Source organism: Aquipseudomonas ullengensis (assembly GCF_014174475.1).
Lineage (GTDB): Bacteria > Pseudomonadota > Gammaproteobacteria > Pseudomonadales > Pseudomonadaceae > Aquipseudomonas > Aquipseudomonas ullengensis.
Genome location: NZ_JACJUD010000008.1, coordinates 171,416 through 184,513, shown reverse-complemented (window position 1 = coordinate 184,513; position 13,098 = coordinate 171,416). Strand labels below are relative to the sequence as shown.

12 protein-coding genes and 1 pseudogene are annotated in these 13,098 nt (G+C 62.1%); 6 read left to right on the top strand and 7 right to left on the bottom strand.

Going from position 1 to position 13,098, the window contains the following annotated elements; translation table 11 throughout:
- Positions 1-130: 130 nt before the first annotated feature.
- The 3 genes from H3H51_RS20625 to H3H51_RS20615 are packed head-to-tail and all read right to left on the bottom strand — an operon-like array spanning position 131 to position 2,349.
- Entirely contained in the window at positions 131-898 is a 768-nt protein-coding gene (locus tag H3H51_RS20625; protein WP_183090962.1) for an enoyl-CoA hydratase-related protein, read from the bottom strand.
- A gap of 12 nt (positions 899-910) precedes the next feature.
- Positions 911-1,654: an enoyl-CoA hydratase-related protein gene (locus H3H51_RS20620; RefSeq protein ID WP_183090961.1), complete on the bottom strand. Its 744-nt coding sequence runs from the start codon at positions 1,652-1,654 to the stop codon at positions 911-913.
- The gene (locus H3H51_RS20615) at positions 1,654-2,349 is read right to left on the bottom strand and encodes an SDR family NAD(P)-dependent oxidoreductase (protein ID WP_183090960.1); all 696 of its coding nucleotides are present in this window, start codon (positions 2,347-2,349) and stop codon (positions 1,654-1,656) included. Before H3H51_RS20615 ends, H3H51_RS20620 begins: the two co-directional genes overlap by 1 nt.
- 251 nt (positions 2,350-2,600) lie before the next feature.
- Between H3H51_RS20615 and H3H51_RS20610 the strand changes: the two genes are divergently transcribed.
- The 5 genes from H3H51_RS20610 to H3H51_RS20590 all read left to right on the top strand — a co-directional run bounded on the left by H3H51_RS20610 (position 2,601) and on the right by H3H51_RS20590 (position 7,783).
- Complete coding sequence (locus H3H51_RS20610) at positions 2,601-3,008, top strand: Zn-ribbon domain-containing OB-fold protein (RefSeq protein WP_183090959.1); 408 nt, start codon at positions 2,601-2,603, stop codon at positions 3,006-3,008.
- A gap of 10 nt (positions 3,009-3,018) precedes the next feature.
- Positions 3,019-4,125 (top strand): acyl-CoA dehydrogenase family protein, encoded by a 1,107-nt coding sequence (locus tag H3H51_RS20605; RefSeq protein ID WP_183090958.1) that lies wholly within the window; start codon positions 3,019-3,021, stop codon positions 4,123-4,125.
- Positions 4,126-4,130: 5 nt separating this feature from the next.
- Complete coding sequence (locus tag H3H51_RS20600; RefSeq protein ID WP_183090957.1) at positions 4,131-5,333, top strand: acyl-CoA dehydrogenase family protein; 1,203 nt, start codon at positions 4,131-4,133, stop codon at positions 5,331-5,333.
- A gap of 92 nt (positions 5,334-5,425) precedes the next feature.
- Positions 5,426-6,625: an acyl-CoA dehydrogenase family protein gene (locus H3H51_RS20595; protein ID WP_183090956.1), complete on the top strand. Its 1,200-nt coding sequence runs from the start codon at positions 5,426-5,428 to the stop codon at positions 6,623-6,625.
- A 3-nt stretch (positions 6,626-6,628) separates the two neighbouring features.
- A complete protein-coding gene (locus H3H51_RS20590; RefSeq protein WP_183090955.1) occupies positions 6,629-7,783 on the top strand; it encodes an acyl-CoA dehydrogenase family protein in 1,155 nt (384 codons plus the stop codon).
- 137 nt (positions 7,784-7,920) lie between these two features.
- Here the strand turns inward: H3H51_RS20590 and H3H51_RS20585 are convergent, their stop codons facing one another.
- The 4 genes and pseudogenes from H3H51_RS20585 to H3H51_RS21385 all read right to left on the bottom strand — a co-directional run.
- The gene (locus H3H51_RS20585; protein WP_183090954.1) at positions 7,921-8,655 is read right to left on the bottom strand and encodes an alpha/beta fold hydrolase; all 735 of its coding nucleotides are present in this window, start codon (positions 8,653-8,655) and stop codon (positions 7,921-7,923) included.
- Positions 8,656-8,734: 79 nt separating this feature from the next.
- Positions 8,735-9,922 carry an acetyl-CoA C-acyltransferase gene (locus H3H51_RS20580; RefSeq protein WP_183090953.1) on the bottom strand — a complete coding sequence of 396 codons (1,188 nt, stop codon included), beginning with the start codon at positions 9,920-9,922 and terminating at the stop codon, positions 8,735-8,737.
- A 21-nt stretch (positions 9,923-9,943) separates the two neighbouring features.
- The gene (locus H3H51_RS20575; RefSeq protein WP_235981439.1) at positions 9,944-12,058 is read right to left on the bottom strand and encodes an acyl-CoA dehydrogenase; all 2,115 of its coding nucleotides are present in this window, start codon (positions 12,056-12,058) and stop codon (positions 9,944-9,946) included.
- Between the two features lie 3 nt (positions 12,059-12,061).
- Positions 12,062-12,286: pseudogene (locus tag H3H51_RS21385) on the bottom strand (acyl-CoA dehydrogenase family protein); the annotation flags it as partial.
- Between the two features lie 120 nt (positions 12,287-12,406).
- Between H3H51_RS21385 and H3H51_RS20570 the strand changes: the two are divergent.
- Positions 12,407-13,018 carry a cysteine hydrolase family protein gene (locus H3H51_RS20570; RefSeq protein ID WP_183090951.1) on the top strand — a complete coding sequence of 204 codons (612 nt, stop codon included), beginning with the start codon at positions 12,407-12,409 and terminating at the stop codon, positions 13,016-13,018.
- Positions 13,019-13,098 lie beyond the last annotated feature (80 nt).

The window sequence follows — 13,098 nt, the reverse complement described above, 5'->3', positions numbered from 1 at the left end:
TCTGTTTACGCTTGCCGGCGTACTCGGCATCGGCGAAGGTCATTTGCTTCATCGGAAAACTCGGCGGATGGAGCCCGGGTATTTTGCCAAATTCAGGAAGTCTTTTTCAGACCATCCTTAGCTGTAGTAATCAACGCCCAGTCCATCGAGGAGGCCTCTTTTCCGCAAAAGCCTTAGCACCCTCGCGTGCGTCGCAACTGGTAAATACCCGGTCGACTGCCACCTTAATTTCAGCACGTGCCGCACTGGCACCCTCGCCGGCACACAGCAACATCAATTTCTTGGTTGCCTGAACACCTAAAGGGCCGTTTTCCGCGATCCTATTCGCCAGCTCCAGAGCAGTTGTCAGAACTGCTTCAGCTGTAACGACCCTATTGACCAAACCGAGCTGATAAGCCCTGCCTGCATTAATAAGTTCCCCCGTCAACCCCAGCTCAAGCGCGATTGACAAAGGAATTCTGGCCGGCAGGAGCACACCGGAACCTGCCGGAAACAATCCCCGTTTGACCTCCGGCAATCCGAACCTGGCACCCTCCGCTACAACAGCCAGATCGCAAGCCATCATCAGCTCAAAACCTCCCGCTACAGCAGTAGCGTTTACTGCCGCGATAACCGGCTTCGGGTATCGCCCGGAGAGGAACGCATCGAAATACTCGGTCGAATTAGGCTCAGTCTCGACTGAAGGTGTGGCAAAGTCCTTGAGATCCATCCCCGAACAAAATGCCTGATCGCCTGTTGCTGTAAGGACGATTACTCTGACTTCATCCGACAGCTCGGCATCGGCCAATGCGACGGAGAGCGCCTCCATCAGCTCCTGACTCAGCGCATTGCGCCGCTCAGGCCGATTGAGCGTTATAACTTCAACATTGCCTTCTCGGTGTCGCAGGAGTATTGACATCCAACTGCTCCTTCAGCGCTTTATAAATGCGCTAAATGCTGCCTGAGCTTCGTCCGAAGCACAGCACTCCAGAAATACCGCTTCTTCCGCAGCAACCACCCTGTTCAGCTCGACTCTTCCATGACTGGATAGCAGTGCCTTTGTCTTGCTCAGCGCCTGCGCTGGCAAACGAGACAAGATCTCCGCACGCTGGAGTGCAGTTTCTAGCGCCCGCCCCTGCTCTACCACCTCATTGATCAGGCCAATTTCCTGCGCATAGTCAGCAAGAAATGGTTCGCCAAAATACAGTAGGTTAGTGGCCACCTTACTGCCGGCAAGCCGTGGCAGCAGGTAGGTTGCGCCCCCCTCGGGACAGAGCCCGAGCCCAACAAAGGGCAGTCGGAAAGTACTGCCCTTGCCGGCATACGCAAGATCGCAATGCAGCAACAGGGTCGTGCCGATACCGATGGCGTAGCCTTCGACCGCGGCGACCACCGGCTTGGACAATCCGCAGAGGATGCGCAGGAAGTCGATTCCAGGAACCGACTCCGCATCCTTCAGCAAACGAAAGTCGGCCAGGTCGTTGCCTGCGGTGAAGTGCTGACCCTCTCCCGTCAGCACAATGACCCGGATGGCGTCGTTCCGCTCGGCAGCCAGCAGTGCCTCTCCCAGCTGCGCATAAGTCGCCACATCGAGCGCGTTGCGCCGCTCAGGTCGATTGATGCGGATTAGGCAGACGCCTTCTGCCGGTTGCCCGACCAGAACTCGGCCTTCCATCAGGACAACCCCACCACAGGGATCACCGCGCCGTGGATGGCATTGGACCGCTCGGAGGCGAGGAAACAGATCACATCAGCCAGTTGGCGAGTGGATACCCACTTGCTGGCATCGGCGTCTGGCATGGCTCCACGGTTCGCTGGAGTGTCGATGATGCTCGGCGCCACAGCGTTTACATTAATGCCTTGATCCCGCAGTTCCTGCGCCATGGATTCGGTAATCCGCGCCACCACGCTTTTGGAAGCGCAGTAGGCGCCCATGCTCCCCCTGCCGCTGCTGGCGGAAGCCGCCGAAACGTTGATGATCTTGCCGCGACCGGCCGCCTGCATGCCTGGCACTAAAGCCCGGCAGGCGTTCAGGGTGGTAGACACGTTCATATCCATCATGCGCTCCCACACGGAGGCATCGGCATCATGTACATCCACACCCATGGCAAAACCGCCGGCGATATTGCAGAGCACCGCCGCAGGACCATGGGCTTCCACGGCACCGCCCAGTGCCGCCAGAGTCGCCGCGCCGTCGGTCAGATCGGTCACCAGGAAATGCAGGGTGCCTGCCATCCCTTCATAGGCGGAGCGCAGAACCGTCTCGTTGCAATCCACCAGCAACAGCGAGTGGCCTTCCTCAATGAATGCATGGGCAACCGCGCGCCCGAGGGCGCCTGCGGCACCCGTAACCACGACCAGATTAGACATTCATGAACCTCCATACGCCATATATAGCTGACCCATGATCAGCTTGATTACTTCCCTCGCAGAGTGCCTGACGCACAGCTGACGCAGGGGGATCAGTTATTAAGGCTTAACCAGCAGGACGCTTGCCTTGGAAGGAACTATACAATAAAAATAACATTGTGTTAGTTTTAATCCCAAGCGAGCAAGCCATAGATGGCAGGGCGAAACCTGACGCATGATGCAAGGCACCGCCAAAGCCCCTGGAGAACCCAATGAGCACTGCTTCGAACCGAATTCTTCCCGAGCTGGACGACCTGAACCGTTTCTTCTGGACCAGCGGTGCAGACGGCCAGTTGCGCTTCCTGCGCTGCGCCGATTGCCGTTTCTGGCTGCACCCTGCGGGAATCGTCTGTCCCAAATGCCTCAGCCGGAATCTCGCCCCCGAGACCGTTTCAGGCTGGGGCACCATCGAAGCCCTGACCGTCAACCACCAACCTTGGAGTCCGGGTCAGGAGGTTCCATACGCCGTCGCCATCGTCAGCCTCGACGAGCAGCAAGGTCTACAGCTGACGACCAACATCGTTGGCTGTCCACCCGAATCGGCCTTTATCGGCCAACGGGTGAAGGTGGCCTTCGAGGCGGCGGAAGACGTGTACCTCCCCCTATTCACTCCAGCCTGAGAGAGTCCGCATGCAAGCCGATCACGCTGAAGACCTCGCCAGCATCCGCGAACAGGCCCGGCGCCTGCTCCAGGATCAGGCGACATCCGAGCACCTGAAATCACTGCTCAACGAGCCCGGCAGCTTCGACCAGCTGCTCTGGCGCCATGCCGTCGAGCAGGGCTGGCCGTCCGTGGCCATACAGGAAAGCGCCGGCGGCTTGGGCCTTGGCTGGGGCGGTCTTGCCGTGATCTGCGAAGAACTGGGCCAGCTCACCGGCTCCCTGCCCCTAATTGCCAATACCCTGGCCGCCCATGCCCTGCTCCAGGCCGGCCTGGATGAACATCAGGAATGGGTTGGCGCCCTGGCCAGCGGTGACGCCATCGCTACTCTGGCTCTGGCCGATCCCGCCGAAAGCGGCCTTAGCGGCAGCAGCTCAGCCCAGGTGCGCAATGGTCGGCTCGACGGCGAAAAAGCCCTGGCTGCTTTTGCCGCCGTCGCCGACATAGCCCTGGTTCAGGCGGGCAATGAGCGCGGCAATGGACTTTACCTCGTGCGTCTTGACCAGCCCGGCGTGCAACGTCACCTGGCGGAAGGCTTCGATAACTCCCGCGCCGCAGCCGTCCTGCAGTTTATCCAGGCCGAAGCCATTCATCTCGGCGACACCGAGCTGCTCCACGAGGTTGGCAATCTGGCGGCACTGGCCACTGCCTTTGAGCAGATTGGCGGCGCCCAAGCCTGCCTCGACATGGCCTGCAACTACGCACGCGAGCGTCGCGCCTTCGGCCAGCTGATCGGTGGCTTCCAGGGCATCAAACACAAGCTGGCAGAGATCTACTGCCTGCTGGAAATCGCCAGGGGCTGCGCCAGTGACGCCCTGGATGCGTGGGAACAAAACCTCCCCGCACGCCAGCAGCTGACCTCCGCCGCGCGCATCGCCGCGATTCGCGCCTACAACCTCGCCGCCCAGGAAAACCTCCACGTGCACGGCGGCATGGGCATGACGTGGGAAGCCATGCCCCACCACTTCTACCGGCGCTCTCGCAGCCTGGCCCTGGAACTGGGCAGCCTCACCTACTGGCGCGAACGCCTGTTGGCTGATCTTGGACTCGAATCCGCAACCGCGCTGGCGGGGTAACCGACATGAACCATGAACTCAAGCTGTACCGCGAACGCGCCCGCACCTGGCTTGCCGAGCATGCCCCAAAGTACTCCGGGCAGACTCGTCACGGCCTGTCCTTCGACGATGACCTGGCCCTGGGTCGTGCCTGGCAGGCTCACAAAGTCCAGCATGGCTACGGCTGCATCACCCTGCCCCACGAATACGGCGGCGCAGGTGGCAGTGAGCTGGAAAAAGTCATCTTCTGCGAAGAGGAAATGCGCTACGACCTGCCGCTGCTCTACTTCAGCATCAGCCTGAACAACCCGCTGCCGATCTTCCTGCGTTATGCCCCCGAGGCCTGGAAACAGAAACTGGCACCGGCCACCGTGCGCGGCGATCTGATCTGGTGCCAGTTGTTTTCCGAGCCCTCGGCCGGTTCCGATCTGGCCTCCCTACGCCTGAAAGCCGTACCCACTGAAGGTGGCTGGCTGCTTAGCGGCCAGAAGGTCTGGACCAGCTGGGCGCAGATTGCGGACTGGGGGGTGATAGTGGCCCGCACCGATCCGAGCCTGCCCAAGCACGCCGGCCTCACCTACTTCTTCGTCGACATGAAATCGCCGGGCATCAAGGTTCAGCCGATCCATCGCCTCGGCGAAGAAAAGGACCTCAACGAAGTCTTCTTTGACGAGGTCTTCGTCCCCGACGAACAACGCCTGGGCGAGATCAACGGCGGCTTCAAGGTAGCGGTCGAGACCCTGATGATTGAACGCTACGCCGTCACCGATGAGTCTGGTTACGGCCCAACCCTGGAAAACTTCGTCGAGCTTGCCAGCAAGGCCCGTCTCAATGGTCGGCCAGCCCTAGATGACGGTGAAGTGCGCGCACGCATTGCCGAAGTCTTCGTCGAGCGCCAAGGTCTGCGCGCCATCCACCGTCGCGCCCTGGATGCCTTCGCCCGCGGCCAGGCGCCCGGACCGGAAGGCGCCATTCGCAAGTTGCTGCTGGGTCGTACCCGACAGACCCTCGGAGCAACGGCCATGGACCTGCTGGGCGCCAATGGCGCGCAACTGGCCCGTCATGGCCATGCGGTGAATGACTTCGCGCGCGCCTGGCTTGACCCCAGCCTGCGCATCGCCGGCGGAACCGACGAACTGCTGCTCAACACCCTCGCCGAGCGGGTCCTTGGCCTGCCCCAGGATCACCGGCCGGACAAGGGCATGCCCTTCAACGCTGCGCCCCAATAAGGGCCAGCACGGCTGAACTGCCCGCCGCCGGATACCACACACGCTAATGACAGGAGCGGAATCACCGCTCGTAGTAAACAGGACTGAACCCCATGCATTTCACACTGGATCAGGAAGACGAAAACTTCCGCCAGGAGGTTCGCGCCTTCCTCAAGGCCAACCTCCCGGCCGACCTGGCCGAGCGCAACCGCCGTGGCTACCACCCGCTGCGCGAGGACACCCGTCAATGGACGAAGATCCTCAACCGTCAAGGCTGGTCCGGCGCGAACTGGCCCAAACACTGGGGCGGCACGGGCTGGTCGCCGGTGCGCCAGTTTATCTTTGATGAGGAGTGCCTCCTCGCCGGCGCACCGTCAGTGGATACCGCCGGATTCAAGATGATCGGTCCGGTAATCATGACCTTCGGCAGCGACGTCATGAAGCAGGAGTACGGTCCACGTATCCTCAATGGCGACGTGTACTGGGGCCAGGGCTTCTCCGAGCCAAATGCCGGTTCCGACTTGGGCTCGCTCAGCACCCGTGCCGACCGCGATGGCAACGAATACGTGATCAACGGCCACAAGATCTGGACCTCGTTTGTCGAGACAGCCGAGATGATTTTCGTCCTGGTGAAGACCGACCCCGAGGCTCGCCAGCGCGGCATTTCCATGATTCTCGTGGACCGTGAAGCCCCCGGCGTGACTATCCGTCCTATCCATGACATTGGCGAGAGCCACAGCCTCAACGAGGTCTTCTTCGACGACGTTCGGGTGCCAGTAACCAATCTGGTGGGAGAGGAAGGCAAGGGTTGGACCTATGCCAAGTTCCTTCTGGAGAATGAACGCGCCTTCAGTGCCGAGTGGCCGCGCAACAATGCCAACCTGGCACGCCTGCGCAAGTTCCTCAATCTCAAGCAGGCCGATGGTCAGCGCCTGATCGACCGCCCTGGCTTCGCCACTCGCCTGGCGCAGCTGGACACCGACCTCCAAGCCTTGCGCTGGCTGAGCCTGCGTGCCCTTCACGAAAAAGCCGGTGGTCAGAGCCGTCTACCGGTGGGCTCGCTGTTGAAGATCCGCGGCTCGGAACTGCTGCAGAAGATCGGTGAGCTGCAAGTCGAGGCACTGGGTTGCTACGCCAGTTACGTCTACCCCGATCCATTAGGCGACACCACCCTCGAGAAAGCCTGGGCCCCAGGCCCGGAATACGCACCCGGCATCATGGCCGACTACTTCTACCGCCGCGCCACCACCATCTACGGCGGGGCCAACGAGGTCCAGCGCACCATCATCGCCCGTTCATTCCTGGAGCTATGAGCCATGGATTTCCAACTCAACCAAGAACAAACCATGCTGCAAGACAGCGTCCGCCGTTTTATGGAGGACAACTGCGCATTCGACAAACGCGCCTCGGTGGTCGACAAAGGCTCTTTCGATTCGAGTCACTGGCAGCAAATGGCCGACTTGGGCCTGCTAGGCCTGACGGTGCCTGAAGAGTTCGGCGGAATGAACTGCTCGGCGGTGGAGTCCGCCCTGGTGATGGAAGAGATTGGCCGCGTACTCTGCGTGGAGCCCTTCTGGGCTGTGGCGGTTCTGGCCGCCCAGACCCTGATAGCCAGCCGTGACGCCAAAGCCGCACCGTTGCTCCAGGCTCTCTGCCTGGGCGAACTGCTGCCCGTGCTGGCCCATGAGGAAGCCGACGCCCGGGGCAACACTGCCCATGTGCAGACCCGTGCCACCGCCACCGCTATCGATAGTGGTCGCTGGTACCTCAATGGCGAAAAGGTCGCGGTAGTCGCCGGCAACGTCGCTGAACTGTTGATCGTATCCGCTCGCACCAGTGGCAAGCATGACGACGAGCAAGGCATCAGCCTCTTTCTGGTGGACCCGAAGTCACCCGGGGTTGAACGTCGCGACGTACGCCTGATCGACAACCGCTGGGCCAGCCACTTCTACCTGCGTGACGTGGAAGTCACCCAGACGAACCTGCTGGGGGCCACCGGCCTCGGTTTCGCAGCGTTGCGGCGCGGCATTGAACAGGCCACGGTAGCGCTCTGCGCCGAAGCCGTTGGCATCATGGAGCGCTCCCTCTGGATCACCCGCGACTACCTGAAAACTCGCAAGCAGTTCGGCCAGTTGCTGGGCGACTTTCAGAGCCTTCAGCACCGGATGAGTGAAATGCTGATCGAGCTGGAGTTGTCTCGTGGCATGCTCCACTACGCCCTTTCCAGCCTGGACAAGGGTTCGGCCGAGCGCACCCTCGCCCTGTCGGCAGCCAAGGCCCATATCGGCAAGAGTGGCCACTTCGTCTGCGGCCAATCCATCCAGCTGCACGGTGGCATCGGGGTTACCGAGGAATACGTGATCGGCCACTACTTCAAGCGTATGACCCTGATCAATAGTGCCCTGGGTAGCAGCATGCACCACTTCGAGCAGATGGCAGCCCAAGAGAGGACAACTGTCGCGGTGGCCTGATCCTAAGTGGACGTCTGGGCGCTGATTGCCGCCCATCAAAATGCATGGCCAGGTTCGCCCGGCCATGCATTTTTTATTGGAAGAAACAGACCAGCGACCCGCTTATCGAAGAGACTCAGGGAAAACGCCTGCAGCTCTCAAGCAAACCGCCGCAACACCTCGGCCAGCAACTCTGGGTGCGACACAAAAGGCTCATGGGGCGTGTCGATCTCGATCATCTCTTCACAGCCCAGCCGCTCGGCGAAGCGCCGCTGCCACGGTGGTGGCAGGATATCGTCACGCAGGGTAAGGATGTAGCTCGCCGCAACCCCCGCCTCCCGATAACCGCGCCGCGACACCGGCTCGAACTGGGCGGCGGGGGGCGTGAGGTCCTGGCTGACCTCATTGAGCAGCCATGCCAGCTGTACCGGGCGGAGATCCCGACCGAACATGGCGAGACTGAGCGCCTCGGGTGACGTGTTCGCCAAATCAACCGGCCACCCCACCTGCTCAGGATCGTCGCCCTGTCGTGCGGTCCCCAACATCTCCATGATGGTCTGGCCCTCCTTCGGCACGGCCGCGCTCAGGTAGACCAGGCGCGAAAACAGTGCTGAATCCTCCACAGCCATCATCGGCAACAGCACGCCCGCGATGGAATGCCCCACCAGGACGCCGCCGCGCACTCCAAGGGCTCGAAGCTCGTCATTCAGCTCACGCGTAACTGAGGCCAGCGTCGCGTCCTGTGGATCGCGATGCCGCTTGCGCCCACAACCCGGCATATCCAGCGCGATGATGCGCTCAAACGACTGCCCACCAGCACCCAGCTCCGCGATCAGCGGTTCCCAGCACCAGGAACCATGTTGACCGCCGTGGAGAAAGATCAGATCTGCCATTGTTGATTGCCTTCTTGCCCTAGAAATGAAAATGGCCGGGCACCCCGTTTCCAGGATGCCCGGCCAGCCCTTCAAGCACTCAGCGGTAGACTTCGAACAGCCCCGCCGCGCCCATGCCACCGCCCACGCACATGGTTACCACCACGTAGCGCACGCCGCGACGGCGGCCTTCCAGGAGCGCGCTGCCCACCAGGCGCGAGCCGGTCATGCCGAATGGATGGCCGAGGGCGATGCCGCCACCATTGACGTTGAAACGCTCGGGGTCGATGCCCAGCTTGTCACGGCAGTAGAGCGCCTGGCAGGCGAAGGCCTCGTTCAGCTCCCAGAGGCCGACATCGTCCACGGTCAGGCCATGCTTCTTCAGCAACTGGGGAACGGCGGTGACCGGACCGATGCCCATCTCCTCCGGCGCGCAGCCGGTCACCATGAAGCCGCGATAGGCACCCAAGGCTTGCAAGCCGCGCTGCTCGGCCAGTCGCGCCTCCATCAGCAGGCAGGCTGAGGCACCATCGGACAATTGGCTGGCGTTGCCGGCCGTGACGCTGCCGCCTTCGAGCACCGGCTTGAGGTTGGCCAGGCCTTCGGCCGTGGTATCCAGGCGCGGGCATTCGTCCTTGGCGAACAGGAAGTCCTTGTAGCTGACCTCCTTGGTGTCCTTGTTCACCAGCTTCTGGCGAACCTGTAGCGGTGCTATTTCCTCATCGAACACGCCCCGGGCCAGGGCAACTGCAGCACGCCGACTGGCCTCCAGGGCGAAGACGTCCTGGGCCTCACGGCTGACGCCGTACTTCCTAGCGACGTACTCGGCCGTCTCGATCATCGGCATGTAGGCACTTGGCACGACGTCTACCAGCGCGTTGTCCTTGTCCCGCACCGCCCACTCAAGATAGCTGGGGGTCAGGGCACTGACGTTCTCCGAACCGCCGCCGATCACGATGTCCATCTGATCGACCATGATCTGCTTGGCCGCGATGGCCACCGCCATCAGCCCGGAAGCACACTGGCGATCGACAGTGGCGCCGGCGACGTTCACGCCCATCCCGGCACGCAGCGCAGCGGCGCGCGCCAGATTGCGCCCGGCAGTGCCGGCGCCCATGGCCGCACCGATGATCACGTCTTCCACCTCAGCCGGGTCAATGCCTGCGCGCAAGGCGGCCTGCAGCAGCACATGGCCGGTCATCGAGGGGGACTTGATGTCGTTCAGCGCCCCCCGATGTGCCTTGCCTATGGGGGTACGCGCGGTGGATACGATGACAGCTTCTCTCATGAAGTTCTCCAGATGGCCGTTTCAGCCACGGGGTGCGTTGGGCAGGTTAAGGACGGCCTTGGCCAGGATGTCCCGCTGAATCTCATTGGCACCTGCATAGATGGTTACCGGCCGGGACATCATCAGCGGCCAGTGCAGGTCGGTATGCAGATCGCCCACCTGGACGTCGCCGACGATGCCGCCGTACTCGCCGCTGACTTCCAGGTTGAATTCGGTGATCCGCTGCAACAGCTCGGAGACATAGACCTTCAGCACCGAAGCCTCGGCGCCGGGCTCGACGCCTTCCAGGGCGATGTGATCGCAGAGCTGGGCGTAGAGCAGACGATAGTCGTGCAGATCGGCCTGCAGTCCGGCCAGGCGGTCAAGTACGCCCCGATCGCTCGAAAGCTGCAGTTGTGTGACCAAACGCTCGGCCAGGTCCAGTGCGCTGCCGGCCATGGCCGAACTGCCCAGCCAGATCCGCTCATGGCCGAGCAGCGCCTTGGCCACGCTCCAGCCCTGGTGCAACTCGCCGACAAGGTTCTCGGCGGGCACTCGCACAGCGTCAAAGAACACCTCGCAGAACTCGTTTTCGCCGGCGATATTGGCGATGGGACGGATACTCACGCCGGGGGCATTGAGATCGATCAGCAGGAAGCTGATGCCCTGCTGCTTCTTCTCAAACTTACCGGTACGCACCAGGGTGAAGATGTGCGTGCAGTCCGTGGCGTGGGTACTCCAGATTTTCTGGCCGCTGACCACGAACTCGTCGCCTTCTCTCACCGCCTGGGTGCGCAGGCTGGCCAGGTCGGAGCCGGCGCCGGGCTCCGAGTACCCCTGGCACCAGACATCCTCGCAACGCAGGATGCGCGGCAGGTAATAGGCTCTCTGCTCGTCCGTTCCCCACTTGATCAGGGTTGGGCCGAGCTGGGTTTCGCCGTTGTCGATGATCCGCCCAACGCCAGCGCGCTCCATCTCCTGCTGATAGATCCACTGCTTGCTAAAGGAAATACCCATACCGCCGTACTCACGAGGCCAGGCAGGAGCACGCCAACCATGATCGTCGAGCAACCGCAGCCAGTTGCACAGGTCGTCACCGCGCAGGCGCAGGAACGGGCGCCTGTCGTTCTGCTTCAGGTGTTTCGGGTAGTACGCTTCCAACCAACGACGCAGGCGCAGGCGAAATTCTTCATCACTCCACTCACGCGGGTCACTGGACAGGCTGAACTCCACGTCGAGGTGGTCGCCACGGGCCAACTGTTCCTGACGCAGGGCCGGATACACCGCGGCAAAGGCGCGGCGGTGGGCCTCTACCGAACCTAACCAGGCCGCGCCGAACAGTGCCGAACGCAGGTAGAGTCCAATGTCCACTTCCTCGGCGAAACCCATCGCGCCGTGCAGTTGCACCGCCTGCTTGCCGGTGATTAGTGCCGCCGTTCCGCAACGGGCCTTGGCAGCGCTGATAGCAGCCTGGGTCTCGGCGGACAGCGGCGCACCTTCATGACAATCCAAGGCGTGGCGCCAGGCGGCTTTCGCCAGAGAGATTTCAATATGCAGGTCCACACAGCGGTGTTGCACGGTTTGGAATGCACCAAGGGGGCGCCCGAACTGCACACGCTGGCTGACATAGTCGATGGTCTGGCGCAGGCACGCTGCGGCCTGTCCGGCCAGCTCGGCGCTGAGGGCCACACGCCCGGCGGCCAGCGCCTGGCGCAACGCCGTTTCAGCCTCCGCCCCCAGTAGCAGTGGCTCAGCGAACAGCAATGGGGCCTGCAGGAAGTGGACATGAGCCTGGGTGCCGATACCTGCGGCAAAGGCTTCAATGGAGACACCAGGGGCATCCGCCGCGACCGCCACCAAGGCCAACTGGCCCCCCAGCTGAGCGGACACCAACAGCACCGAGTCGGACTCACAGCCCAGCACAAACTGCTTGCTGCCACTCAGCACGCCATTCTCGATACGGCAGCTCGGCTGGCTCAACTCAAGCTTCCCAGCTTCCTCCTGCCAGGCCAGCGCGAGCGGGCGTTCAGCCGACTGCAACCATCCGGCGAGTTGCTCCACGCCATTGGCCGCGCCATTGCTGTAAGCGGCCTCCAGCAGGACCGACGGCATCACGCAGCAAGCGACGAAAGGCTCGGCCAGCAGCCGCTCACCCATGACCTCAGCCAGTGCGCAGGCCTCTCGGAGCCCAAGGCCACTTCCGCCCAATGGTTCAGGCAGCATGACCGAGGTCCAACCCAGATCGGCCATACCTTGCCACAGCCGGCGCTCGAGAGGACGTACGCGGCCTATCCAGCCGCGCAGGCGAGCCGGCTCGTGATTGCCAGCCAAAAAGTCGTTGGCCGAGTCTTTGAGCAGTTCTGCCACACCCGTATCATCATTCATTCCAGCTGCCTCGCCACTTAATAACTGATAGACTATCAGCTATAATGCCCCAGCGACGCAACAAGTCAATCTGCTGGAATAGGCTTTCCTCGACAACAACACGTAGAAACTGGAGGTTCCATGCTCAGAGGATTGGATAAAGGACAGCGCGCTGCGCTGCTGATTAGCGAATGCCAGAAAGGAGTCATCGACCCCGTGCTGTCACCGTTCCAGAGCCTGGCCGAGCAGGCCGCGGCGCGAAACATCGTGCCGCGCATCGCGCGTCTGGCACAGTGCTTCAGAGATGCAGAACTGCCTGTTATTCATTTACACGTGGTACATCGACCAGGCTATCCCGACCTGCCGCGCACCAGCGCGATCATCGTTCGTTCGATCAAGGACCAGCGAATGATTGCGGGTAGCCAGGACGTACTGGCGGTGGATGAGCTGCAGCCCCACCCGACGGATATCGTCCACGCTCGCAGTTTCTCCCTGGTGGCTTTCCACGGCACCGAACTGGACGCTATGCTCCGCCACCTGGGAGTGCAGACCCTGGTCCCGGTTGGGGTATCCACCAACGTGGCAATTTCCGGGGTATCACTCTGCGGCTCGGACCTCGGCTACCAGGTGGTGGTCCCCGAGGACTGCATCGCCGGCGCCTCGGCGGAGAGCCACGAATTCATCCTGCGCAACCTGCTGCCGCTGTATAGCACCGTGAGCGACAGCGATGCGGTGGCACAGGCAATACGCTAGGGCTGGCTTGCTGCCTGCGGGAGCGCGCTCATCGACAAGATGGAGCCGCTTCCACTTCTGTCAGCACAAACACGCCGCCC

Coding starts and splice junctions, on each gene's coding strand:
- H3H51_RS20570 (WP_183090951.1), top strand. CDS start 12,407: ATGCTCAGAGGATTGGATAAAGGACAGCGCGCTGCGCTGCTGATTAGC.
- H3H51_RS20580 (WP_183090953.1), bottom strand. CDS start 9,922: ATGAGAGAAGCTGTCATCGTATCCACCGCGCGTACCCCCATAGGCAAG.
- H3H51_RS20610 (WP_183090959.1), top strand. CDS start 2,601: ATGAGCACTGCTTCGAACCGAATTCTTCCCGAGCTGGACGACCTGAAC.
- H3H51_RS20585 (WP_183090954.1), bottom strand. CDS start 8,655: ATGGCAGATCTGATCTTTCTCCACGGCGGTCAACATGGTTCCTGGTGC.
- H3H51_RS20615 (WP_183090960.1), bottom strand. CDS start 2,349: ATGTCTAATCTGGTCGTGGTTACGGGTGCCGCAGGCGCCCTCGGGCGC.
- H3H51_RS20620 (WP_183090961.1), bottom strand. CDS start 1,654: ATGGAAGGCCGAGTTCTGGTCGGGCAACCGGCAGAAGGCGTCTGCCTA.
- H3H51_RS20595 (WP_183090956.1), top strand. CDS start 5,426: ATGCATTTCACACTGGATCAGGAAGACGAAAACTTCCGCCAGGAGGTT.
- H3H51_RS20575 (WP_235981439.1), bottom strand. CDS start 12,058: ATGGGTGAGCGGCTGCTGGCCGAGCCTTTCGTCGCTTGCTGCGTGATG.
- H3H51_RS20590 (WP_183090955.1), top strand. CDS start 6,629: ATGGATTTCCAACTCAACCAAGAACAAACCATGCTGCAAGACAGCGTC.
- H3H51_RS20600 (WP_183090957.1), top strand. CDS start 4,131: ATGAACCATGAACTCAAGCTGTACCGCGAACGCGCCCGCACCTGGCTT.
- H3H51_RS20625 (WP_183090962.1), bottom strand. CDS start 898: ATGTCAATACTCCTGCGACACCGAGAAGGCAATGTTGAAGTTATAACG.
- H3H51_RS20605 (WP_183090958.1), top strand. CDS start 3,019: ATGCAAGCCGATCACGCTGAAGACCTCGCCAGCATCCGCGAACAGGCC.